22 protein-coding genes are annotated in these 25384 nt (G+C 43.9%); 13 read left to right on the forward strand and 9 right to left on the reverse strand.

Features of this window, described 5'->3' with window-relative positions:
• The first annotated feature begins 4 nt into the window (after positions 1-4).
• Positions 5-439: a translesion error-prone DNA polymerase V autoproteolytic subunit gene (gene umuD, locus ACLHV8_RS23320; RefSeq protein WP_000111290.1), complete on the forward strand. Its 435-nt coding sequence runs from the start codon at positions 5-7 to the stop codon at positions 437-439.
• Positions 429-1682 carry a translesion error-prone DNA polymerase V subunit UmuC gene (gene umuC, locus ACLHV8_RS23325; RefSeq protein WP_001371894.1) on the forward strand — a complete coding sequence of 418 codons (1254 nt, stop codon included), beginning with the start codon at positions 429-431 and terminating at the stop codon, positions 1680-1682. The genes umuD and umuC overlap by 11 nt, the downstream gene beginning before the upstream one ends.
• A gap of 45 nt (positions 1683-1727) precedes the next feature.
• Here umuC and ACLHV8_RS23330 read toward each other — a convergent pair whose 3' ends face one another.
• Entirely contained in the window at positions 1728-2537 is an 810-nt protein-coding gene (locus ACLHV8_RS23330) for a DsbA family protein (protein ID WP_000031378.1), read from the reverse strand.
• 262 nt (positions 2538-2799) lie between these two features.
• On the opposite strand from ACLHV8_RS23330, the gene ACLHV8_RS23335 reads away from it, so the two are divergent.
• Positions 2800-3255, forward strand: coding sequence for a hypothetical protein (locus ACLHV8_RS23335; protein ID WP_223230168.1), 456 nt, complete (start codon positions 2800-2802; stop codon positions 3253-3255).
• Positions 3256-3314: 59 nt separating this feature from the next.
• Here the strand turns inward: ACLHV8_RS23335 and ACLHV8_RS23340 are convergent, their stop codons facing one another.
• The 3 genes from ACLHV8_RS23340 to ACLHV8_RS23350 all read right to left on the reverse strand — a co-directional run bounded on the left by ACLHV8_RS23340 (position 3315) and on the right by ACLHV8_RS23350 (position 4937).
• Complete coding sequence (locus ACLHV8_RS23340; RefSeq protein ID WP_001439466.1) at positions 3315-3575, reverse strand: hypothetical protein; 261 nt, start codon at positions 3573-3575, stop codon at positions 3315-3317.
• 195 nt (positions 3576-3770) lie between these two features.
• Positions 3771-4163 (reverse strand): hypothetical protein, encoded by a 393-nt coding sequence (locus ACLHV8_RS23345; protein ID WP_000843243.1) that lies wholly within the window; start codon positions 4161-4163, stop codon positions 3771-3773.
• 24 nt (positions 4164-4187) lie between these two features.
• Positions 4188-4937 (reverse strand): thioredoxin fold domain-containing protein, encoded by a 750-nt coding sequence (locus ACLHV8_RS23350; RefSeq protein ID WP_000720274.1) that lies wholly within the window; start codon positions 4935-4937, stop codon positions 4188-4190.
• 147 nt (positions 4938-5084) lie between these two features.
• On the opposite strand from ACLHV8_RS23350, the gene ACLHV8_RS23355 reads away from it, so the two are divergent.
• The 4 genes from ACLHV8_RS23355 (at position 5085) to ACLHV8_RS23370 (ending at position 7965) form a co-directional block, all read left to right on the forward strand.
• A complete protein-coding gene (locus tag ACLHV8_RS23355) occupies positions 5085-5624 on the forward strand; it encodes a lytic transglycosylase domain-containing protein (protein WP_000494968.1) in 540 nt (179 codons plus the stop codon).
• Between the two features lie 82 nt (positions 5625-5706).
• Positions 5707-6264, forward strand: coding sequence for an HAD domain-containing protein (locus ACLHV8_RS23360; RefSeq protein WP_001371950.1), 558 nt, complete (start codon positions 5707-5709; stop codon positions 6262-6264).
• Positions 6265-6387: 123 nt separating this feature from the next.
• The gene (locus tag ACLHV8_RS23365) at positions 6388-7449 is read left to right on the forward strand and encodes an HNH endonuclease signature motif containing protein (RefSeq protein WP_000902297.1); all 1062 of its coding nucleotides are present in this window, start codon (positions 6388-6390) and stop codon (positions 7447-7449) included.
• Between the two features lie 9 nt (positions 7450-7458).
• Positions 7459-7965: a YrhA family protein gene (locus ACLHV8_RS23370; RefSeq protein ID WP_000654195.1), complete on the forward strand. Its 507-nt coding sequence runs from the start codon at positions 7459-7461 to the stop codon at positions 7963-7965.
• A gap of 122 nt (positions 7966-8087) precedes the next feature.
• Here ACLHV8_RS23370 and ACLHV8_RS23375 read toward each other — a convergent pair whose 3' ends face one another.
• The 5 genes from ACLHV8_RS23375 to ACLHV8_RS23395 all read right to left on the reverse strand — a co-directional run bounded on the left by ACLHV8_RS23375 (position 8088) and on the right by ACLHV8_RS23395 (position 16404).
• Entirely contained in the window at positions 8088-12038 is a 3951-nt protein-coding gene (locus tag ACLHV8_RS23375) for a conjugal transfer protein TraG N-terminal domain-containing protein (RefSeq protein ID WP_000386160.1), read from the reverse strand.
• Positions 12039-12046: 8 nt separating this feature from the next.
• The gene (gene trhH, locus ACLHV8_RS23380; protein WP_001257292.1) at positions 12047-13462 is read right to left on the reverse strand and encodes an IncHI-type conjugal transfer protein TrhH; all 1416 of its coding nucleotides are present in this window, start codon (positions 13460-13462) and stop codon (positions 12047-12049) included.
• Positions 13452-14498 (reverse strand): thioredoxin family protein, encoded by a 1047-nt coding sequence (locus ACLHV8_RS23385; RefSeq protein WP_000196727.1) that lies wholly within the window; start codon positions 14496-14498, stop codon positions 13452-13454. The genes trhH and ACLHV8_RS23385 overlap by 11 nt, the downstream gene beginning before the upstream one ends.
• Positions 14499-15089: 591 nt before the next feature.
• Positions 15090-15602: a hypothetical protein gene (locus tag ACLHV8_RS23390; RefSeq protein ID WP_001140952.1), complete on the reverse strand. Its 513-nt coding sequence runs from the start codon at positions 15600-15602 to the stop codon at positions 15090-15092.
• A gap of 1 nt (position 15603) precedes the next feature.
• A complete protein-coding gene (locus ACLHV8_RS23395) occupies positions 15604-16404 on the reverse strand; it encodes a hypothetical protein (protein WP_000004208.1) in 801 nt (266 codons plus the stop codon).
• Between the two features lie 759 nt (positions 16405-17163).
• Here ACLHV8_RS23395 and mobI point away from each other — a divergent pair.
• Genes mobI through ACLHV8_RS23425 form a run of 6 tightly spaced genes read left to right on the forward strand, consistent with a single transcriptional unit; the run spans position 17164 to position 25381 of the window.
• The gene (mobI, locus tag ACLHV8_RS23400; RefSeq protein ID WP_000071885.1) at positions 17164-17649 is read left to right on the forward strand and encodes a conjugative transfer protein MobI(A/C); all 486 of its coding nucleotides are present in this window, start codon (positions 17164-17166) and stop codon (positions 17647-17649) included.
• Entirely contained in the window at positions 17646-18383 is a 738-nt protein-coding gene (locus ACLHV8_RS23405; RefSeq protein ID WP_000995978.1) for a hypothetical protein, read from the forward strand. Before mobI ends, ACLHV8_RS23405 begins: the two co-directional genes overlap by 4 nt.
• 9 nt (positions 18384-18392) lie before the next feature.
• Positions 18393-21539, forward strand: coding sequence for a MobH family relaxase (gene mobH, locus ACLHV8_RS23410; protein ID WP_001011152.1), 3147 nt, complete (start codon positions 18393-18395; stop codon positions 21537-21539).
• Positions 21539-23623, forward strand: coding sequence for a conjugative transfer system coupling protein TraD (traD, locus tag ACLHV8_RS23415; protein WP_001284073.1), 2085 nt, complete (start codon positions 21539-21541; stop codon positions 23621-23623). The genes mobH and traD overlap by 1 nt, the downstream gene beginning before the upstream one ends.
• Complete coding sequence (locus ACLHV8_RS23420) at positions 23623-24732, forward strand: hypothetical protein (RefSeq protein ID WP_000343600.1); 1110 nt, start codon at positions 23623-23625, stop codon at positions 24730-24732. Before traD ends, ACLHV8_RS23420 begins: the two co-directional genes overlap by 1 nt.
• Positions 24719-25381: a DUF4400 domain-containing protein gene (locus ACLHV8_RS23425; protein ID WP_000718549.1), complete on the forward strand. Its 663-nt coding sequence runs from the start codon at positions 24719-24721 to the stop codon at positions 25379-25381. Before ACLHV8_RS23420 ends, ACLHV8_RS23425 begins: the two co-directional genes overlap by 14 nt.
• The last annotated feature ends 3 nt before the right edge of the window (positions 25382-25384 follow it).

Here is a 25384-nt window from a genome sequence, read left to right on the forward strand (position 1 = left end):
AGCTATGTCTGTTATCCTTGAGCACATTAGCAACAAGCCTTACGAAATGGCACCTTTTTTCAGTGATTTACTAAGCTGTGGAGTGATGAGTCCGTGCGCCGGGCATGAAGATAATGAATTAAATTTGCATGAATATGTAGTCCGCAACCGCCCCTCAACCTTCTTTGTCAGGGCGGCGGGCCTCAGTATGATCAATGCCGGTATCAATGATGGAGCAATACTGGTTGTGGATCGGTCTTTAACAGCACGACACGGCTCTATCGTCGTTGCGCTGGTGGATGGAGAGTTTACGGTAAAGATCTTACACACGTATCCTGAGCTGCTTTTGATGCCTTCTAATCCAGCCTATAAGCCGATACGTGTAAATCCTGAATCCCTTGAGATATGGGGCGTCGTCACCTTTGCACTGAATCAGTTCAGCCATGTACATGCACGTTGATATTAACGGAGCCTATGCGGCATTTGAGTGTGCGATGGATCCCAAGCTGTCAAAAAAGCCGCTCATCATAGCCAGCAATAACGATTCGTCCGTCATTGCAATGAATAAACTGGCTAAAAGCGTTGGTATTAAGCGTGGGACCCCAATTTTTAAGTGCAGGGATTTGATTCAGCAACACCGGATCGAAGTCAGGAGCTCTAACTTTACTTTGTATGAAGACTACTCAAATCGCTTCCATGAAACGCTGGAAAGCTTCGCGCCTCAATCGAGTCGATATAGCATAGATGAAAATTTCATGTTATTGAAAAACATGAACAAGATAATAGATTATGAAGATTACGGCCGGTTGATCAGAAGTACACTTCTTCATAATCTGTCCCTTACCTGTGGTGTGGGTTGTTCAAGCACCAAAACCCTCGCTAAATTATGCACCTATGCGAGCAAACGATGGGCAGCTACAGGCGGGGTTGTAGTTTTGACTGATCAGGCCAGGATCAGGAAGCTCCTGAGCCTGATCAGTACCAGAGAAATATGGGGTATTGGTCGAAAGATTAGTGAACGCCTGTCGGCTTTCGGGATCATCACTGCCGGTGATTTTTATAATAGCGACGTTCGCTTTTTACGTAAAAGCTTTGGCGTTGAAATCGAGCGTACCTGGCGGGAACTGCATGGCGAACCATGTTTCCGGCTGCACGAGTCTCCTCCTGTCAGGCAACAGATTATCGTTTCCAGAAGTTTTGGTCAGCGCCTTAATGAGATAGGCAAGCTACATGAGGCAGTTTCATTTTTTACCGCCCGGGCGGCAGAGCAGCTGCGCAAGGATGGCTCGTGGACCCGTCAAATCACAGTCTTCATTCAGAGTAGCAATTATGCGCAAGGTGAAAACCGCTACAGCAATTGTGGTATCGAGCCGCTTACCGCTACACAGGACACCCGCGATCTGGTTGATGCAGCCATGACCATCCTGAACCGCATTTACAGACCCGGGATAGCGTATGCGAAAGCAGGGGTAATGCTCTCCGCTATGACTGACGGCACAGAGCAACTCAGCCTGTTTGATACTCGCCCGGCCAGGCCTGGCAGTCAGGCACTGATGAAAGTTATGGACCGGTTCAATAAAGAAAAGCGCGGAGCTCTGTTTTTACTGGGGGAAGGCATTCAACAGGATTTTCGTATGAAGCAGGCCATGCTATCACCGAGATATACGACCCGCTGGGATGAATTACTCGTTGTAAAAGCGTAGCGGCCATGACCGGCATGGCCGTACTCATCAAATGTGAAAGTAACTTTAGGCCCCGCGAGCTTTTTCGATTGCGCCCTGCAAAGTTGCTGCGTCCATAGCCCCGGGGATAAATGTGGTAGTCGCCGCATTCGGCTTTTTCATATTCATAATGATGAAACCGGGTGTGCCGGTGATCCCGAGCGCTTCGCCCAGCTGCATATTGCCGGAGATCACGTTTTCATACCGGTTTTTTTCCCTGTCAGAAAACGTGCTGTTAAACCCTGACTTTTCCACCACAGTATTAAAGTCAGTGAGTTCGAATTTGCGTTGAGAGGTCATGAAGGTATGAGCCACAGCCATCAGGTTGTTGTGGTACTTACGATAGGCTTCAGCACCGAAATTCTGATAGACGTGCAGACCCGTAGCGGCCCCCATGGCAGATACAGGTTTTGAACCGGCAAAAATCGGGAATTCTTTAAAGAAGAATTTTACATCTTTGCTCTGATTCATTACCGATTCAACAACAGGTGTAACCCGCATGCAGTAAATACACTGATAGTCGAAGAACTCGATTACCGCGACGTCGGCGTCATCAGGGCCGATGTTTGGCGTCTCCTTGGTATCCAGCAGAGCTGGCGCATATGGAATTATTCGTTCCACTGAGGCACTCACGTTCTGATTTTCCAGCGCCTTACCTGCTTCCACTAAATAATGGGGATTTTTTACCAGGTAAGTAGCGGCAATTTTGCCAATTTCTTCCTCACTGAGCACCTTCGGTTTAAAATAAGTTGCCGTGATTAACGCCGAGGCAGCGGTAGCAATAACCGCAGAAATTAAAATCGTGGCCATCGGTTTTAAATAAAATTCTTTAGACATAGCTACCTTTATGCTTTTCAGCCTGTTAGTTATTAACCTGCGATGGATTATACTGGCCCGGTAAATCGGAATTATTCGTGAAACAATGCTTTTTGGAGATTAAAGGATGATTAGGCAGGGCTTTATACTCACAACCGCAATGCTTTTGAGTGGATGCGGATATCATTTCGCAAACCAGGTAGATGCGTACGATCTAATGCCTCGTCCTGTTACAAATAAAAGGTTTCAGATAGTCCCTCCGGACGAAAGTATTCAGTCCAGAATGTTTTCAGGCCGTTTTGCTGATGGATTAGCAAAAAAAGGAGTCATTATTTCCACTCACCAGCCAGATTATGTGCTCAGGTTCCGAATCAGCAGCTCACAGGAGAACATGCAGTATAGCGAGCAGCTTCTTACTGGGGTGACAGGCTACGTTGTAGATAAAAAGACAACGAGAACTGACAAGCATGGCGAATTGCATACTGACTATGACTACAAGCCAGTCGATGGGGTAATAGGCACTGAGACGATGTCGCAGATGCACTATATGCGACAGCTGGATGTCGAGGTATACCCGTCAGCGAAAGGAGCAAAGCAGGTTCTGAAAGTGAGTATGCAAAGCAATGCACCTGTGCCGTCAGACAGCATTGCTTATTCAGCAATGATCGACGCCTTTACTGATAAATTTGATGCGCCGCTGCGTTCCGGAAATTATGTTGCAGTGATCCCCTGGAACTGAAAGCAGACGGCGGGAAGAGAATGTTCAAAAGTGACTTTTGGACACGCACATTAACGTGGCTATCGCCCTCCCCCATTAAAATCATAAAGTCGGTAAAGATCGCCCATCGTGATGGAATTGGGCTTATTAATGAACAGATACTGTAACTGTTCTTTATGTTGAGTACTGGCAGCTGCATTCATAAGCACTTCCAGGTAGAACTTGTAGCCTATGCTTCGCTCTGAATACATATACTGGAACTGCATCAGTAAAATGCCTGACATAACATACAACAGCAGCAGACTGAGTAATACAGTGCTATCAGGCTGTTCCAGTGCCATACTGACATACCCTGAACCCAGAATGCACAGAAGCCACCCCGTCATTAGAGCAGGCACCCTACGACTCAGACGTTTATAACAACGTTTTATTACGGGATCCCGGAGATACTTTTTGTCAGGTATCCCCGTTGCTCTGATGACGAAGCTACTGAGTATCGACATCTTTTTTCCTTCTGGACGCTCTCAGTCAATAAATCAGGCCAGGCGCTCATTGAAAGCTACCACGAGCTGCGAATCGGGATTTTTTACCAGTTCGGGCCGGATAACTTTTAGTTGCCTCGTTGGGGCGAGCTCATCTGTAGGCCTGATGGTGGTATTACCCGGCCCCTTGCGGGTACTGTCGGTGTTTACCTTGAGCTTTTTATTTCCCAGGTAGCTTTCCATCTTTTTAGAGATGGTGTCACCTGTGGTCGCAACACCAGAGAGTTCCTTTAGATGTTCACCTTTATCCATTTGTACCGATGACATCAGAAATCCGATTCCGGGATCGTTTTCCGTTCCACAGGCTCCGTACTGACATTGTGCAGCGAAAACGGGCTGTACACCTACAGCAACCAGCATTAACGTACTCAGTAAAGTAGATTTCATACACACCTCTTACAGTCGGAAAAGTTACTTTTGCGCAGCGCCCATTTGGGTCACCAGGTTTTCCGGGCTCAGCCACCCCGTAAATAACTGCGGTTTGCCGCTTAGTGTCACCATGGTAGGAGTACCTTGCAGCGGGATTGTTGAGGCCACCTGGAAATGCGATTTGATAATGTTTAAGCAAGCCTCATCAGGACGTCCTTCCGGGATAGTTGAAACCGGATTCATCGCTGCATCCAGAGCTTCGTTTGGCTTTGCTGAACACCAGATTTTGGCCATGTTCCCGGCTACTACCGAGTTCAGTCCTGCACGTGGGAATGCAAGAAACTTAATCGAAATACCGGCATCAAGATAAGACTTCAGATCATGATGCAGTTTTTGGCAGTATCCACAGGTTATATCGGTAAAGATAGCAAGCCGGTATTTTTCGTTTGGTGATTTGTAGTCGATGGATTTTGTTTTGGATGCGAATTCCCGGACGCCCATTAAAATGGCCTGCTCAGTGGTGTTTACCACATCTTTACCTTTCACGTGGAATAAGCTTCCGGTAAAAATGTAATCTCCGTCTTTGCTCACGTAACTTACCCCCTCCCTGGAAATCACCGTAAAAATATCTTTTACTGGCGAGGGTTCGACGTGCTCGATTGAAAGCCCAATGGCTTTGAGCTTATCCCGGGCTGCATCTGGCAGTACCATTGTATTAACCGGCTCGGCATTCATCGTGAAGGCGGTACTTAATGAAAGAAGTAATACCGATGCCTTAATAATTTTTTTCATTTCCGCTCCTTAAATCGAGCACTAATATTATCACGCCCCAAAATTCCAGAATTTTGCTTAAACGCTTAAATCAACGGGTAAAGCCGAAAGAAAGTCGATAGATATATGGGAGAATAGATAAAACGTAGATTCAGTGGAGAAATCGTTGTGTTTACACCACCAGCAGATGATGTGAAACCTATTCCCGTTCCTGATGAGATTTACACTCAGTGCATTACGGATGCCGCCCGCTACTTCGGAATTGATGCTGAACTGGTTTTTACGTTGTTTGACAATGAAGGCGGTAAGGTTGGTACTTTCAGCAGGAATACTAACGGCACTTATGATATTGGCCCAATGCAGATCAACTCATCCAATCTACCTGAAATAAAAAAGCATTTCCCGACGGTAACGTGGCGGGTTCTGGCTTACGATGCTTGCGCAAGTTTCTGGGTTGGAACATGGTGGCTCTATAGAAAAATTGTTGATCGCAAGGGCAATGTGTTTGAAGGGATTGCAGATTACAACAGCAAAACCCCAAAGGTACGTGCAAAGTACATATTTAACTTCATGGTAAAGTACAATCGCCGGATCCAGCAGCGTAACGGGATGGGTGAGCTTTATCAATGGACCCAGCAACCTCCTCGATACAATGGCCATATAGCTAAAAATGTCCCGGAGCAAAACCCGACTCCTGTTGTTAAATAAATACAACCCGATATTACAGAAGATCATCGAGTGGCTTGGGTAAACCACCACAAATATTTCACACTGACTCAGGAGTAATATATTGTCTTCTTCTGCAAGAAATTTATTTAAGATTCTCTCTTCTTTCTTGATCCAGAAAAACCCTCATCATGAAGAAGTATGTGTTCATGAAGAAACAACAGCTGGTTTATGGGCCCCTCTCCCTGATTCGCATGTCGTGCTTTTCTTAGATTTCGATGGGGTTTGCCACAGGTGTAAAAATGAAACCTTTGAGCGAATGCCACTGTTAGAGAAATTGCTGGATAACTGCCCTGCCATGGTGATTGTTATCTCCAGCTCATGGCGTGAGTGCGCTAATACAAGTTATCTGAAATCTCTGTTCCGGGTGCCTTATAGAGACAAAATCATAGGTGCAACCGGTTCGGTATATTTAAAACACGGACAGACTGGTGTGCGGGCTGCCGAGTGTGAGGACTTTGTCTTTTCACATCGAGTTAAAGCATTTATCTGCCTTGATGACGACGAATCATTATTTCCGGCCGGTTATCCGCATTTGCACAAAACCGATTATTACACGGGCCTCACCGAATCTGACCTTGCAGCTCTTAACGCAAGGTACCATCAGCTCATGGGACGCTGATGAACAAAGTAACTTTCCTTTTACCCTGTCACTGCTGATCTCGTACGCCCATCCACTTTAGGATTGATTGTTTTATACCATACGCAATAATGTCTCATATGAATTCGACAAGAAAGGGACATTATGCTGCATCACTGTCAGGCTAAGTCACTGGATGACATATACCTTGAGGATATTCCCCACATCATACATCCGGCCACGGCGGTACATGACCTCGAAGATACCGCCCTGCCAAACCGGATTATTCAGGAATGGAATTTACCGCAGGGATATACACAGTTTGTCAGCCGGTATCACCAGTTCCACCATCAACGCCCCTGGCTCGCTTACCGCGATACGCTTGACGACATCAGATACGGTAAGATCGTTCTGCTTAGAAAAGACATAACCGGCAATGCCGGGCCGGGGGTTATATCAAATGGCAACCTACGCAATGACCTGCCCCTGTCCCTCTTTACCCGTCTGCGCGATATCATCTCTCGTCAGTTGAAACGCCCGGGGTATTACGTTCGATCAACGACACCAGCACAGCACGCCCAATCAACAAAAACCATTAATTCCAAAGCGGCTGGTCGTCTTCTCGCAGCTGGCGGGCTTTATAATGGAAATGTGGAGGGATTTCGACATACGGCTGAACAACTTGGCGGCGAAGCTGTTGAAGGCTATGACCAGGTATTGAACGAAACAACTTCAGGTATGCTGGTTGCAGCGGCTTCACTTCTGGTTATCCGAAATCCAAGGTCTGCGGATGAATTGACAAGTTATCTCGGCAAGTACAAAAAAGCACACGTTTTGCTCGATGATATGAATGTTAGCGAATTGAACTACATGCGCCGAGACAGAGCTGAATATTTAGCTCTCCGTGGACAATTCAACAATACTGTACGCCCTAACTTCCTTAAATCACTTTCAGACCACCCAGATGCCCTGGCTACGTTTGAACCTAACGATTTGATGAAACTTGCAACAGGCAAGGTCCCCTCTGGGTGGCAGGTTCACCACAAGATCCCTCTTGATGATGGTGGCACAAACGCTATAGACAACCTGGTACTTATTCAGAATTCACCATACCATTCAGCACTGTCGAAAGCACAATCCATCATTACGAAGGATCTACCGTATAATTCAAGCACCAAAGTTCTATGGCCATCGCCGAACGGTGTTATCTACCCGGTAGGAAAGTAAGAGGCGCTCATGAAAGATTTAACTCAACTACTCAGCAGCTTAAAGAGGTTGATGGTTGCAGATCACTACCCTTTAGCCAGCCCGGTAGCCCCGGAAGTCTTGAAAGACTTAATCTGCAATCCGCCTCCAGTGGAGTGGGCAGATCACAAAAAGAGCGCCTATATAGATATACAGAAACTCATTAAAACCAGGCTTGATTATGCCCAAGTGTTTAATGCTATGGATGGTTTTGAGTACAACGGACTTACGTTTTATAACCTTGTTCAGGCAGAGAACGAAAATCTATTGTGGTCAAATATTTACATACGCAACTTTGAAGCACGAGACAATGAAATCTACGTTGACCCAAATCTCACTGATAAGGTGTTAATCGGAGAAGATGGCATGTCACTTTTCGCTTATAGTTTTGCAGACGACTGCTTTCAGATAAGAGACAAAGCATCTACTGATTATGTTATTGAATCTCATACAGAGTTTGATAGATTTTTGTCTTCACTGATTCAAACCGTCAGTTGAATGTTCCGCAAGAGCGGTACTTCTGAAAAAAAGGCCGCAAACACATACTTTGCGGCCTTAATTGTTTAGCAGTAATTTACAATCTATTGATAGTCATTTCAGGAGGTTATATTCAACCTCCCTTATTTTTTATTTTCATTAAGCCACTGATCCGCTTTATCGACACGTGACTGGTAAGGCTCATTTGTGTTGCTCAGCTCTGACTTCATGTACTGAATGAATTCATCTGCTTTCTGAGGCCCAAAGCGTGGGTCATCCGTCAATTGCTGCCGGATAGCCCTTTCAGAGTTCTGCGCTGCATTCGCATAAGTCGAAACGCCGTCGCTGCTAATACTCTGATACCGGTCACTTACAGCTGCGACGCCATCAGACATCTGCATGTGATTAAGGACTTTACCCTGGAGAGAATCAGGCATATTTGCAGGGTTAGAGGCATCATTTGCTATCGATGTCTGGGTTTGAAGGATGCCCGCTCCCGTAAGCATCTCATTTACCGGTTTCGCCCCAACGCTGGTTAGCGTATCCGAAACAAATTGCTGGCCCCCGAGTAGCGCACCAGAAATCGCGCCCCGCTCAGTGTTGGCCTCTATCTTTTCCCCAACCAAGCGATCTGTGACGGTCTGAGTGCGGTTACCAACGAGACCACCGCCCGACCCACCTTCTCCCAGGTTTGCCCGTACGACTGACTCAAGTGAACCATCAGCTCTGTTATGAGTGTTGAAACTGCTATGGATGCTCTTAACGTCATTCATACTCCAGTTAACGTTATAGTTACCCAGTTCATTAAGGATCTTCTGGGTATCCGCTTTGAGCTGCTCTCTTTCGGCACCGGTAGCCATGGTGCTGGCACCATAGGTAAAGACAGCTTGCTGTGCCAATTCAGCTCGCTTATCGTCCCGGCTTAAGTTCGGGTTGTTGGCAACACGACTAAAGTAGTTATCAGTGTTATTAGATAAGCCACGAACTTGCCCGCTCTGATACATACTGTTCAAAGCAGTGGCTCGTTGATCCATTCCATCACCAACCACCCGACCTCCAACCTTTTCCAGATCGTTAAATGTGCCTTCTGCATTTCTGACATCCTGACCCGAATTGACGACTTTCTCTACACCCTGATTATTCAGTACAGGTCCATTCTTTTCGAGAGAATTAAGCACATTCCTTTCTTCATCAGAATAAGTGCGGCCCACGTTGTTGTTATGTATTCCCTGAATATCGCCTTTGCCCGCGTTATCAAGGTTATACGGAGTAAAGCCAGCTTCACTTTTTCCAGGGACATGCTGTGTCGCGTCCTGAGCGTTGGAGGAAAGACCGAGTTTAGCCTGCGAATCTACACTTCCACCCAGTTCCCCTACGCGTGACGCACTCATCACGCCAGACGTATTTACGCTGTCAGGAGTTCTATCCTGTGCCTGAGTGATAGTATTAATTCCTGACCCGTCACCTGAAATTCTGTCGAGCTGATTGGTGATAGGTAGCAGCTGCTGTGCATTACCACCGAAGTCGGAAACCAGACTTTTAAGCAGGCTGGAGGTTTCACGGAGATCCTGTTTATTACTTTCGGCCGTCTCTCCCCGGGCGGTATCAATCGCAATTTTTTGCTCACTGAAATCTCGGGTTGCAGCCACAAGCGCGTCAGTACGTTGAAGCTGCGATCCAAGCTGATTACTGGCCTTGAAGGTATCGTTATAGGAGTTGAATTTCTCCATAAACGCATTCTCATCCAGCCCATTCTTACGAGCAAAATTCCTTACATCATCATCACTGAAGTTTTTGTTGCGAATAGAATCGGAGAACCTGTCCAGGTTAATGCTTTGTTTAGAATCAAGGCTCATTCCACTATTGGAGCTTGCGTTAGTCGAAACCGATGTAGAAATATTTTGCGCCATCGTCTGTGTCGCCTGGTTCATTTTCGACGATGCTTCTTTAAACGCATTAGTATTGGATATCTGATCGCTGCTTACCTGAGACGCCGCTTTACTGAACTGGTCAGTTAACGCAGAATCCTGGCTAAGCTGATTCGTGATTGCTTTTGAAAGGTCATTTGAAAGCGAGTCACTGCCTGTATTGGTCTTAGATGCACCGCTACTCAATTGCCCTGCTACAGCCGCTTTCAGCCCGGCTCCATTGCCAGTTCCAACACCTCCATTAAGCCCAGCGTTGAGAATAACATTTGAAGCAATGCTGGCCATCTGAGACGCACTCACCCCATGTTTCGTTGCAATACCTTCTGCTACAGAGGCACCAATCTTATCCGAGATCTGCTTCATTGTTTGCAGGTTGGTTGAGAACTGCTGGCTCGACTGTCCTGACCTTCCAATTTCGCTCATCTGACTGTAACCAGCCTGGAATGAATTACTTGCCGCACTCATAACTGATGAGGTTACAGCTGATCCTTGTCCCTGGCTGTTAGCGATACTTGAACCAGCATTCCACATTCCAAGACGGAAATTACTTGAATCAACTGCGCCGCCATCGCTGTATCCCTGACCGGTACTGGTTAAGGCGGTTCGTGTCACGTCACCAAATGAAGATTTACCGCTGTTAGGGCCATCCCATACTTTGGGCGTTACATGACCAGTATCCACCGGCGCATCGGGGGTCACTCCCTTAACCGCATTCATCATCGGGTGAATCGACTGTGTCATCAGGAATAATGTGAGTACCGGAATCAGAGCATAGAGGGCGGAAGCAACAGACAGGTATGAACTGTATGTTTCCGCAAGCCCTGGGAGTCCCATCCACGTGACGGCATTATTCTGGCTGTTGAGGGTGCTCCAGGTATCCAAGTCGGCCGTCGCGACTTTCTTCACATACGCGTTGACCATTACTGCCGTAAGCGGCCACATATTCACGAAGAGGATAAGTTGCAAATATTTCGCCGCAGCGGCAACACCATTACCACCTAACGCCAGCAGCATAAGCAAAGCAAATGGAGCAACCATATAAGCAAACATTTCAAGGAATGCGATTGCTGCTCCCGACAGTTGTAACCACAACTGGCCCTGTGAAGCCATTGTGTTGGTTCGCTTCAGAGAAGCCTCAAACAACTGCATATCGGAAGCCAGACCGAGTGGGGTCTTATATTTGCTTGCGCCATTTCTGAGCTCATTCATAATGAACAGGTTCAGGGTGGCGTCATACGAACCAATAGCCTTACCGTACATACCATTTGCTGACGCCATAACATCAGTAAAGCTTGCGCCGGTAGGTGCACCATTTGCTTCGTCTGGAGTAAGGATGCCGTTTGTCTGTCCTATAAGGGAAATAGTCTGGCGAGCTTCAGCTGTACTGGTAACCTGTTTCACAGTTGACCAGACCTCATCACACGTACCAGATTTTGAACCGTTAGCGCCAACAATACTGGCAGAGGCATTCTTCAGTGCGCCTTTCATCGCCTGATTAATCCGGTCCATGCTATCTGCCAGATTAGCTGAGAAAATATCGTTAAAAATAGTTTCTTTACCGGCAATATTTGCGCTTGAGTTTTGGGTAGCCTTCAGGCAGTTGTATGCAAGAGACTGAACGGTAGCACATACGTTCATTGGCCCTAGCCCGCTGGCCGGTTCAGGAAATGCGGAACAGTAGCCCTGGCTATCGCCGCCCCATTGCAAAAACTTCACGAATCGGATCATCGGACCGAGGGTGATGTCATCGTCCAGAGTTGTTGCAGACAGGTCCACCGGAGAAAGCGGATCAAACGCTGTTTTATAATCCTTCAGCAAACCCTGGCTTAAGTTAGTGGTGACGGTTGCCATCGCAGCAATAAAAATTGGAATTCCGTCGACGTTTCTGACCTCTCCCGACTTTACAGATTCAATAGTTACATCCACTCGAACCATTGCCATCATGAAAAGGATCAACCCCAAAAACCAGGAGAAAAACGGTAATTCATTTTTGGTCGGAGCCTGAAGCCATAGCCACGTTTTATAGAATAGGCTCACACCTGCTACAACGGCGGCCGTGGTCAGGAACTCTTTTACACCAGTATATTGAGAAAAGATCAGGGCAATACCGGTAAAAGCCGACCAGACAAAATCAATATCACCCAGGGTATATATGTTGTAATCCATGTCAGACCTCAGTTACGTGTGCCACGAATACTTTCAGTGAAAGCCTTCCGTTGCAGGCGACGGTTATCCCAGGTTGAAATGACGTCCGAGCTGGTACCGACCTGGCTGTGCGATAGCTCATAGGCGGCTTTAACCTGTTTTGAGAGATTGTCTGTTAATCGGTTGAGATCATCCCTTTTACCCGACAGCGACTCACTCGGTATGCTCATGGTTGAAATTTTGGCCTCAACCTGGCGCAACATGTTGATTACGAGGCTCGTCGCAGCAATAGTGCTGATGTCCTGAATGTATGCGTACCCTTCCGGTGCTTCGAATGTTTGCAAAGAGTCGATAATGGTCGGGATGCCGATATAGGAGATAATGCGTAATTCATCATCTGAAACACGAACGTCGTTGATGATTTTTTTCTGTACGTTTAAAAGAAGATCAGAAATGGTATCCTTCAATCCCTTAAAACCACCGTCATTAACTTCTGACATGACAAGGCACTGAGCCTTTCGTGGGGATGATGGATCTGGTGCCGGAGAACACTTGAGCATTTTAATTGATCCGCCAGCTGGTGGCCCCATGATGTAATCCGTGACAGTCATGGTAGACGGGCGGACTTCCATTCCCGCTTTTTCGCCTTTGCTATCCCAGTTGATAATGACAGTACCTACGAGAGACATAAGTTGTTCTGCCAGTTTATAACCGGATAACTCCGTTACCCCTCCGATGTTCATCGTTCCCTTATCAATATCCATGAACGACATATAGAAGAGGTTACCACTGAATTTTTCAGCGAACTCTTCGGGATCCTTTGCTTTAACCTGAGAAGTGACAGCTTCAGGTGACTTTGTCATCGATGAGCCAAAATCAGGAATAAGACCATTAATCGATCCCAGAATTGAGGCTGGTCCAGAGCTAACTGAGTTAGCGAACTGGCTTGGCGTACCCACGTTTTCAGAAAGGAAAGAGTAAGTTGCATTGCATGAATCTTTCGCAAATTTATTTAGCGCTTGCAGTTTGTTTTGGATGTCATTAATCGTTGCAGCACAGTCAGCACAAATAGCTGAAACAGCAACGTTAAAAGCATAGATAGCCGCACCCTGGGCAATACCACGGGCCACCTGCACAAGCTGGTCCCCGTTGATCATGCTGAAGGACCCAAGAAAAACGTCAATACCGTTACAACCGACAGAAGCTTTTGGAAACGACATGGAAACAAGGTTGGTATTAACGTTTGTTGTTCGGTAAGACATTGACCCGCCAACTATGCCTGTACGGGTTGCTGTGGAAAAGGTGGCCGGGCTGGTAGACGTCATCATGCCATTGAAAATGTTACGCATTGCGTTGTCTGCATTTGCAGTCGGGGCTAAAATTGCAGCACAAACAGAAAGAGACAAAAGTAACTTTTTGAAGTTGAAAACGGCATTACTGCGCATAAGTGCCTCCAAAACTGCCGCCAGCATTGAGATAATTGACCGGATCGGCCGTAGGCATGTCATAGCCTTCGAGTTTTTGGTCCATTATTTTTTGAAGTAGGAATGGGTCTGATTCCATTTCGGATTTATTAACGGTAATAACGCCATCATCGCCGATGGTATATTGCCTTTTAATATCTAGAGTTGACTGGAACGAAGCGTCATCGATCAGATTCATGCCCTTCGCGGCAAGTATAATAGTGTTCTTTAATTCATCAGCGGAGATCATGCCTTCACTAATGCGCTGAGCTGATGTCCCATCCTTTGAAACCAGGAAAATTGTAGGTACCTCTCGAATTTTAAATTGATCAATAATTTGTGCGTTGGGGATGTTAAAATCCTGAAAAAGGCCATTATGCAATGGCCTTCCATCCATACTGATTGGAAGAATATCTACCGAATAATAGTTCTGCATAAATTGAAGTATTTGGCTTTCTTCGTGGCAAAACTGGCAAGTACTCTGGAAAAAGAAAAATAAACCTGACTTAGTAAAGATATCTTTCATTACCGTTTGCTGATTTTTTTCAACAACAGTGCGGTGAGCATCCAGTGCCACCTTTTCCACTGGTTGCCTGCGTTTTTCAGACATCATCGGGTTTTTAAGAAAATAATCTTTTGATTTGTCAGAAAAACGCGTACTGATATCCAGCATTAACCTTTGCGCCGTGTAATAACGTGATAGATTTTCTGCGGTAGGGTTATCCATTGCCTGCGTTAACAGTCGAGGCATATTCTCTTTTAGCCATTTTGAATTTAAATCTACCATTTCCTCTTTTGAAGGCGAGCTAGCAGCACCGGTTGGTGGCAAAACCTCTTCTTCTTCAGCTTCGCTTTTTTTAGCAGGATCGTCATACCAGAAGAAACCCTTCTTATAAGCCTGGCCAGATACAAAGGGCGTATCTTTTATTAGGGGTTGCTCAGGGCTGGCGTGGGCACCAGTAATTACCAAAGACATAAGCAAAACCATCTTTGAAGGCGCTAATGCAATACGAGTCATAGACCGTTCTCCTTTTCTGATGCGGTTATGATGGCATACAAAAAAAAGGTTAGAGCTCGTATAGCATGGTCGTTTTTATGTTGAAAAGGACGGAAAAGGAGTGCTGACTAAGAAGATAGTCTCGGTGATGGAAAGATCATCCATCTTGCACGTTGTCAAAAATCCGGTGTAACAAAAACATGGTTTTATCGAATATCTAAAAGCAAATATTGCTTTGAAAACAGGTGTATTTAGAGCTGAAAAAAATCATCACAAGTAATGCTGTTTCTATATTTCAAAAAAGGAATAGCTAAGGATCAAAGAAGCGAACTTAGACAAGAATATAAAATATATTAATTGAAAGCGATTAAGAAGTCGTCATGCATAGAAGGTTTTGAGAACCTAAGTAGTTTTACGTTTTCAACAGAAAAAAAGGTGCACATTTTTGGAACGAAGAAAAACTGAATAAAGAAAAATCAAATTATATCTTTACTTGTCAAGAGTTGATATTTAAGTTGTAACTAATATTTGATTGTAAAGCAAACAACAGAATTTGACTTAAGTCAATATTTAGATTCAGACAAGGCAAGTTTCGCGATATCTTTTTTAAATTTAATCTAATTCTTCTTGAGAATACCTCTCTATGGCTGAAGCAGTTGAAGATAATCTGCAACGTGGACAATGAGCATCATTTGTCACTGGCACAATGTATGGGCGTTTACATTTTTCGCAGGCACCTAGTTCTTCAATTTCTTTCATAGAAGTAAGGATTTCTATTATTTTATTAACTTCCGGTGCGCATACAAAGTATCCCAGATTATGAAGGACACTCATTATTCGGTTGAAGTCAATTTGCCGAAAACTCGCTTCCGGATTTATTGGATCAAAACCAAAATAGTTAACTGCGACATCAATAACAGCAGAAAAGGCTCGGCGGTTATCTGTGCGTTTGCTCCAGCCCCGGATACCTTTTTTGAGTTTTGTTTTTGCACCAGGCTCAAAATCGATATTTTCAGCAACATGATTACCGTACAAAATTCGTATTGTATTTTTATTTGCCCCAAGCGACATAGTTCTTGCTGCTCGCAATAGAGCATTAGCTTTTGTTTGATCGACCTTTGCCATATCAATAATCCTTTAACATAACTTTATTTGTTAAAGTGTTGAACACATCCTGACGGTGACTGGTGAACATAGTGTCATAACGTAATAGTTCCATCAAATCATCACTAACTTTTCCTAACCGGATGTCAGCAGACAATTCATAAGCCCAGGCAAAAACTTTCGTTTTAAGTGAAACACTCTCTTCAATATGCCCTTGTGAGAAAGCAATTGTACGTGGGAAAAGAACGACATCGTTAATTGTTTTTAACGATGAATAACCAATGTCTTTAATAGCATCAGCTGTAGTTGGTTTTAAACCAAAGAAAATACTTACAAACTCTGGTGCGAGCATTGAGATAAAGAACACCTGCATAAAGTAGTCATTCTGTATATCAACACATTTAGAACGCAACTCATGAATCTTCTTGGGATTATAGATATCCACTGTACCATTCAGAAAAGTCACTTTTTCACCGGCATCGTAAATACCATAGTCAATATCATTTGTATCATATTCACGAATTACATTGGAATCACCGTCCAAGACCGCAGAAAAAAACCTCTCCCATGTAATTTCCTTTCCGAGTGTACGCGGAACCAAAAAACTACCTGGACGTGTTTCCACTTCAAAAGCTAAATCAGCGGCTGTACTAAATCCTTTCCCAAATAGGCGACGCTGGAGAAGAGGAGTCCCAGTTTGATATGCAGAAGATCCATGCACAGGCAATAACATTAAAAATGCACGGTAACTACGAATAAGCGAAATCTCAGTGCGGAAAAGTTTACCGAGTAAGCTACGAGTTAAATTATCAGATTCTGACATGTGCTGATTGTCCTTGCGCCATTACAATTGTTCAAATCTTCAACATGGATTTTTTGTTAGGTGTTCGGTAGGGTGAAAAGTAACTTTTAGTATTTTCTTAAGGCTTGAATAAGCCTTAAATCTATCCCTTCAACCACACCGCTTACTTGTAACACTTTTTAACCAAACTAACCAGAATTTTATCAAAAATTCCTGCGCATGCTAACGAAATGTGAAGCGATTAAAAAAAAACCTAAATCCAGCCCCTCCCAACGTTGGATTAGAATAACGACGTCTTTCACTGACCGTCATAAACTGACATTTTTACTTTTCATCAACCTCATGCTTACATAGGATCACTAAACAAAGAAAAGTGACCCTATGAATGCCTCACATAGGGTCACTTATGTTTGAAAAGTGACCCTATGTAATGTCGTCATAGGGTCACTTTTTATAAAAGTGTCACTATGGACAAAGTTCCATAGGGTCATTTTTTTTGGAAAAGTGGCACTAGATATATGTATAACTTTAATAGAGCAATGCACATTATCAAAAGCAATAATCCACAATGGTCATTCTGTCAAAAGTAACTTTAGGGGGTAGCGATGGAAGTGAGGCTAAACTCGCTGTTACTGTTTCTGAAGGCCCCTCCCGAATGGGGGAAACAGCGAGTGCATTACATCTGTTCAATTCCCTCATCAAAGAGCATTCAAAAATCTTCTGTTCGTGAAAAAAAACGGAAATTTCCTCCGGTATAGTAATTTCACATCAGGAGGCGTCATGAGTAATTCAAATCTTATAAGTTCTATAGAGCTAACACGTAAAAATTTACGTGCTCAGATTGAAGGTTTGCGTGTTGAGGCTGAAGATCTCATTACAAAATACTGGATCAAGTGGAAGGAACGAAACCACCAAGAGATTAACCTTACCCGACATAGCAAAGTTCCAAAGAGGGAGTACCTGGGTTCTTACGCACCAAAAGTTGAGCTAATTGGTAATGCCAGAAAAGTAACGATCACTTGGCATCAGTTCAGCCCTTATAAAACAAGAGCGCCTAGCCACATGTCAAAACGGGTGCAACCAATGAAAAGTGGAAAATATTCTAAGAACTGTTTTGTAAACCATGCCAGCTGGGAATACGAAATGATTTCTGAAACGGAAGCATTGCTGGAGCCTTACAGAGAAATGCTTGAGCTCTATCATTCAGCATATATCGAACTTGGACGAAAAATCCGTCAATACTCAAAAACTAAGGTGGCACAATGAACGACGCAATTATCACGGACAATGAGCGTATTAACATTGAACCAAAAGATGTAATGGTAAAAGGTTCAAATAAAAAGCAAGGCGTAAACGCTCAAACTTCTACTCAACGTAGACCAGAGCACCAGGGTATGGCCAAAGTTATTATTAACCCCGGCACCCCAGACTTTAACCGGTTTTTAACTGCCAGAAATGGAGCAGTCATCAGAGGTTTTGATGATGTGAGTATCGCTATTTCCTCTCTCTTTAAAACGGTTGATGCAGTTAAACATCCTGACCTTGTTCAGGCTATTCAGGATTGGTTCAACGAGCTGCATGAAGAAAACAATAAGATGAAAGAAAATCTTGTTGCTTATATTAAGTCAATTGAGTTCGACAAGAATGACTCATTCATGTCATCAACTCAGTTTGTACCTTTCAGTTTTGAACCAGTACAACTCAACTTCAATAACCACAACACCATGAGGTTTTACAAGTACATCTTCGAGATGAACCAGCTCATGAACACAATGTATGAGTACAACTCATTGGGTTTACTGGCTGTAAGCGACTATCCGGTTATGTCTCACAACATTATAAAGAGTATTAATTTATATGTTGAGAATGTGAAAAAGACTCTGAATGTTTCTCGCCGTAAGGATGGGCCATACAGTCCAGCAGAGTTCATCACCAAAGTAATGCAATATAAAAGTGTGCAGGCATACATTGCAGCCGAACTGTCAGGCAAACGTCGATAAGGTATGATGATGAATTTCAGGGCGCTGTATTTATGTATTAAACGGATTTTGGGGATATTCTCATCTCAGGAGAATGATGCAACCTCTGTAATGATTGAGGATATATCAAGCCTCTCTCCTTTTGCGCAGATTCTAGGAGATCAGAAGTACACTGTTCCTGATCATCCAAATCCAGAAGTCCTGAAATTCATCGAGTATCCAACTCGTCCGACGGGCATACAGACATTTAATGAACAGTCAATCCTGTCTCTGTATCGGGAAAAGCTGCACTCAATTTCAATGATGTTAGCTATCAGCGATAGCGACATCAGGGACGATGCATATACATTTACTAATTTAGTTTTAAAGCCCTTGGTTGAATATGTTCGCTGGATACATCTTTTGCCAGCTTCCGAAAATCATCATCATAATGGTATTGGTGGGTTACTTTCTCACAGCCTGGAAGTGGCCATACTCTCTTTAAAAAATGCGCATCACTCAGAACTGAGACCAATCGGATATCAAGATGAAGAAGTAGTCCGTAGAAAAGTATATCTCTATGCTGCGTTTATCTGTGGTTTAGTCCATGATGCCGGAAAGGTTTACGATCTCGACATTGTAAGCCTGAATTTAGCTAGTCCGATCATTTGGACGCCAAGCTCACAAAGTCTTCTTGACTGGGCACGTGAAAATGACGTGGTTGAATACGAAATCCACTGGCGAAAGCGTATTCATAATCAACATAATATCTGGTCCAGCGTTTTCCTTGAGCGAATCCTAAACCCGGTATGTCTTGCATTTTTGGATCGGGTAAATAAAGAACGTGTTTATTCAAAAATGATCACCGCCCTAAACGTTTATACTGATGGGAATGACTTTTTGTCTAAATGCGTGAGGACCGCTGATTTCTATTCTACTGGTACAGACCTTAATGTTTTACGTGACCCTATCATGGGTCTGCGTTCTAATGATGCAGCAGCAAGGGCCATTAGTACCATCAAGCACAACTTTACCAGTATCAATATCAACAATTACAATGCTAAGCCTATGCACATCATTATCGTAAATGGTGAGGTATACCTTAACGAGAACGCATTCCTTGATTTTGTTCTCAATGATTTCGAATTACATAAATATAACTTCCCTCAGGGAGAGGCTGGTAAGACCGTATTGGTAGAATCCCTAGTTCAACGTGGTTACGTCGAGCCCTATGATGATGAGCGTGTCGTTCACTACTTCATTCCGGGTATCTATTCGGAAAACGAAATATCAAACATCTTTAGAAATGGGATAGGGAAACTAGAATTCTATAACCTTCTTAAGCTAAGGTGGATTGGTTTAATCTTTGATTCCTATAAAATCCCTGACTCAGTGCCGGGTCTTTTTAGCGTTAATGCCAATAAAGACTTTATTTACATTGACGAGCAAAAAACAGTTACTGAATACAGAAGACCAGTGCCCGGTCGGGACGTTATAACTAAAATTACTGATACTGTTGAGACGGCTGTTCTTAAGGTTAATGATTTAGGCCGCTCCTCTGCCTCTATTGATGTTGATATACATTCTAAGAAAAATGAAGGCTCATCCGACGATTTTGAGAAGAAAGCCGAAAGTGATAATGAAATTGATAATGACACGCAGATAGTTAAATCTGAGGGTGAGGAAGCAGCTGATCCTGTCATTCCTGATATAGAAGAAAGTGAAGATGAATCGGCAAAGGACACGGAATCCCATGTCCTGGTCAACCAACTTCATGAACTCCTTTTAAGCGCTCCACTTTCCAATGACTATATAGTGTGTGTTGATGCTGTCCCCTACCTCAACATAGATACCACTATGGCATTGCTGCCGGGATTAGATGAAAAAGCATTCAGTGAAGAGCCCTATTTCCAACTGACATTCAGAGAAGGCTCTCTCGATGGAATGTGGATAGTAAGGGACATTGACGATCTGCGTTTAGTCCAGCTCGGCGATAACTGCGCCGGGTTCCAGCTCACCTATCATGAGCCAAGAAGGCCAACAACTTTAAAGTCACTTTTCAATACTTCTATGTATCAGGCATTAGTGATTAATGATGAGTCTTCTGTTGAAAACTCTGCCCCACGTCCAAAGCAAACGCTTGAGCTGCCTCCCCCACGTGTAAATGCAGTCGAAGAACATTCTGGCGACGTGGAATATCATGGAACCGATAGTGCATCCGCGACTGGTCCGCTGAAAACTGAGGCTGTGGAATATGAACATTATCAACATCTTTTTGAGAAAGAAGATGAAGAGCATGAGATCATTGATTATACCGATTTCTCACAGCTTAGTGTTTCTCGGCCAGAAGTCGGTAGTTGTGCAACAAGCTCTTCGGTCCATAATGAAAAGCTTCTCTCCGAGCCGTCAGAATTACCAGAACTTAACCGAGAACAGAACGCTGATCCCCAGGGTACGAATGAACGCTCTATGGATGTTTCTGTAGGACAAGAAAACTCAGAACCAGATACTGAGGGTAACTGCCCACCACCAGCTGAAGTTGTGTATTCCCAGACCGAAGCAGCCGCAACCAGTGTGATGGCAAGTGAAGAGCCCGCCTTACCTCCTGTACTTGAAGAATCAAATGGAGAGCATGCGCCCACAGACGCTAAGGGGCATCATCTTTCGCCAGCACTGGCCAGACTGTTCGCCCCAACAGCACCGGTAGAAAAACAAAATCCCAAGCGCAACCGGAATAAATCATCGGACAAAGCAGAAGTACAAAAACCAGCATCACCTGTTTCTGGTCACAATCTGAACAGTAAAGTCTTTGCATCTACTGAATCAGACCAAAATGGTGAATTCTCGCTTATAAGCGAAGGTGACGTTACAGAGCTTGAATTTGTAGAAATTGCGTTAGTACTGCATCAAATTCTGTCCAAAATGGAGGTGGCGTTTAAAAGAAAGCGCAAAAACAGATTTATGGTAAGTACTCCTAATACTCTCTATCTGACCCAATCTTGCGTGGAAAAATTTGGGTCGCAGTTAGAGGCTCAAGATCTTTTCAATAAGCTTCCTCAGTACCTCGTTAATTCTGGTGCTGTGATCAATACAAAATGCCATGCATTTAACATGCCTACTTTGCTGGCCGCATCAGACCGGGCGAAAGTGGACATTGAACGAATTATCAATAACCTGAAAGAGGCTGGGAACCTATAATGTCAGATTCGAAGAGGACTAACCTCCATGCACAAGAGAATTTTTATCGGCCTATTCTTGAGTATCGTAGTGCCTCAATACTTTTGATTTGTTCGGTTTCTATGCTTTATATGGGACTTTCTTCAGACGGACTGGACATCGCCCCAATAGTTCTGTTCACCTCAATATTGCTTTTTTTGCTGTGCCTTTATCGTTGCAAAACAGCAGCGCCATTTTTGATGGCTCATTGGCGTGTATTCAAGCGACATTTCATGTTCGTTAGTCTTGATTCACTGCGTGTAATTAACAAAAGTAACTTTTTCTCCAATGAGCGAAAGTATCGTCAACTGGTTCAGGATTATCAAAATAAAAATAAGGATATACCCGAGCGAAAGTCCTATTTTTGTGATGGGTTTGAGTGGGGTCCGGAACATGCGGATCGGGCATATCAAATAGCTAACCTCTCCAGTGATAAACGTGAGATCGAGTTGCCATTCGTCTTCAACCCAATTAAGAGACATTTTGACGCAATGGCTCGTAAGATGGGCGGCAGCAATGCAATTTTTGCTGTGGAACGTAGGGAACCCATATTTGTAACTGAAGACAATTGGTTTGGTCATACTCTGATAACCGGAAACGTGGGTACCGGGAAAACGGTGCTACAGCGTTTACTAAGCATTAGCATGCTTCATCTTGGTCATGTTGTTGTTGTCATAGATCCAAAGAACGATGCAGAGTGGCGAGAATCTCTAATGGAAGAGGCTAAGACCCTCGGTCTTCCTTTCTATAAATTTCATCCTGGCCAGCCAGCATCTTCGGTCTGTATTGATGTCTGCAACACCTATACTAATGTTTCTGACCTAACATCTCGTCTTTTGAGCTTGGTGACAGTTCCCGGTGAGGTTAACCCATTCGTTCAGTATGCCAAGGCTCTCGTTTCCAATGTGATTTCCGGGCTTTCTTACATAGAGAAAAAGCCTTCTATTTATCTGATTCACAAGAACATGAAAAGCCACATGTCTATTGTGAATCTTACAGTCAAGGTAATGGAGTCATGTTACGCGAGATATTATGGTTACGATGTCTGGACCGAAAAAGTTAAGTACGTCGCTAACGATACCTTGCCGGTACGTTTCAAGCGTCTCGCTGAATGGTTTACGGCTCATTTCATGAATTACGAGGGGTCCGAACAAATAGACTGGTTAGATACTGTTTCCCAGCTTATTGATTACTCAATGTCCGACCCAGAGCATATGGCTAAAATGACCGCAGGTATTATGCCTGTTTTCGATATGCTCATTGAAAAACCTTTAAATGAGCTTTTATCTCCTAACCCGAACTCAGTATCATCAAGAGAAATTGTAACAAGCGAAGGGATGTTCAGCACTGGCGGGGTGCTATACATTTCGCTTGATGGCCTTTCAAACCCCGATACAGCAGCTGCTATTTCTCAATTAATAATGTCAGATCTGACCTCCTGTGCCGGTAGTCGCTACAACGCTCAAGATGGTGATATGTCAGCTAATTCCAGGATAAGTATTTTTGTTGATGAGGCACACTCAGCCATTAACAACCCTATGATTAACCTTCTGGCGCAGGGTCGTGCAGCGAAAATTGCACTGTTTATTTGCACCCAAACCATCTCCGACTTTATTGCTGCGGCAAGTGTTGAAACTGCCAATCGAATTACGGGGCTCTGCAACAATTATATAAGCTTGCGAGTCAACGATACTCCTACTCAGACGCTTGTTGTAGAGAACTTTGGTAAGAGTGCGATAAGCACAAATATGGTCACTTATACGACCGGTTCAGAAACATCTTTGCCGCATAATAACTTCTCAGGTTCAATCTCAGAAAGAAAGCAGACAACTTTAGAAGAGAGTATTCCAAAGGATCTCTTGGGTCAGGTCCCTATGTTTCACATAGTTGCCAGGCTTCAAGATGGCAGGAAGGTTGTAGGCCAAATCCCTATTGCTGTTGCTGAGAAACAAATGAAGCCAAACACAACTCTGTCGGAAATGCTTTTCAAGAAGGCCGGAAAAGTTACTTTGCGTCAAAATCTCGATATCAAAAATCTTAATAAATTTCTAAGGAAGTTGCATTGATGGATGAAAAAATTGTCCTGACGCGCCAGCAAATTTTAAGCTCTGCACTAAAAGTCAGCAAATGTCGCTCGCTCGTAAAAAGGCGCTTTCAGTCTTTGGGTTTAAAGTACGCAGATTCTCAGGAAGTTCGAGATCGGCTAACTATGATAGAAAAAAACGCGTTTCATCATTTGGGAAAATTTTGTCAGAGCAACGATATCGATTCCCTATTCTCCATGGCAAATACCCTGTCTGAGCTTTTCCTTTTAAAGGGAGAGTTGATCACGACTGATCCCTTTGGGGACCGTGAAACCAGCTACTGGTCGGTACCACAAGGATCATGCCATGAATGGATTCAATCACTGACCACCAGCGAAGGTCCTGAACGTAAATTCGTTAGTTTCCGTATTTCTTTCGATAACAATGACGTACGGTGTGATCTTGTAAAAAAGAATGCCCGTATGCTTGGTTGTTATCTTTTGCCTTATTTCGTCGATTTAACACGCACGGTGGGCGCATTCATTAATTTGCCAGGTAGTGTCTCTTTTAAACAAGTACAGCGCATCAAACCCCAGATTCATCCAGAAACAACACATAGTCATATAGTTACTATTGAGGACTCTCCCTTTCTTTCTCGGTTAAAATTTAAAATCATTACTGCCATAGATCAGCTTCCTGACCCTAATGGCCTTTATACAAACACCTTTAACAGCATTATTGACCGTGCACTGCTGACTCATCTCAAAACCGAACAGGAAAAAATAGATAGTCCAAGAGTCTGCAAAAATGTGATTTCGGCTTTTGCCGACTCAACTCTTTCTCTGCCGGTGTTTAACATCGGCCTAAACGAGCAGTACAGATACTGGACGCCGTGGGGCATCAACTTTATAGAATTTTCCCGCCAGGCCGCAAAAGCAAGGACCGCTGTATTTGTTCCTGATGTGGGACAGATCGAGTGGAAAAGCGCAGAGCATAAAGAACTGGCGGAGTTAAGCCTCATCGACCAAATCATACCTAAACAGTACCACTGGCTCCTGGGTATCCCGACGATGTGGCGTAACAACTATTGCAATCACGATCAGAGGCTAGCTCTTTTTCGTGAATGGAGGGAAAGCAATGGCTGCGGATAATACAAGCAGGGCAGCAGTGCTCAGAACAATGCTTTTTTTTGGCATGGTCATTTATTTTGGTTACAGCTTGGCTTTCCAGAATACTGAGGAGCTCAAATATCAGATTACTCAGGAGGTTAATGCAAGCCGGTCCATCATATCAAATGACCGTTGGAAGTCTGTCATTGCAAATAGTGAAGCGACTTTAAATTGGTTGGTACATGACTATAAGTTAATTGACTATCTGAATACTATTCTGATCCCTGACACCAAAAAACCAGCCAGAGGTATTAACATTGTTGCTGAAAAATTTACCTCTATTAATTACACTATGGCCAAAAACATACCCCTCTTACTTTATCAGTCCATTTTCCGGTGGAACTTAATCCTGGGGTGGCTAATCGTTTTTCTGCCCTATCTATTTGCCATGCTAGCAGATGGAATGTACCAGTGGAAATTGAAGAGGTACGTATTTGGTAAGGTTACAGTTCAGTTTTATCGTATTTGGTTTCGAGCATTTTGGGTGATCAGTGCTTTAACGATGGTCTACCTGGTCATGCCAAATATGTCACTATTTAACAATATCGCTCAACTTTTCCCACCAGTCGCTTTATTGATACTGGGAATTGCATTGAATCGCTTGTGGTCTAACTTTCAAAAACTCATGTAAAGG

The organism is Enterobacter sp. CPE_E863 (assembly GCF_046521465.1).
GTDB classification, from domain to species: Bacteria; Pseudomonadota; Gammaproteobacteria; order Enterobacterales; family Enterobacteriaceae; genus Enterobacter; species Enterobacter adelaidei.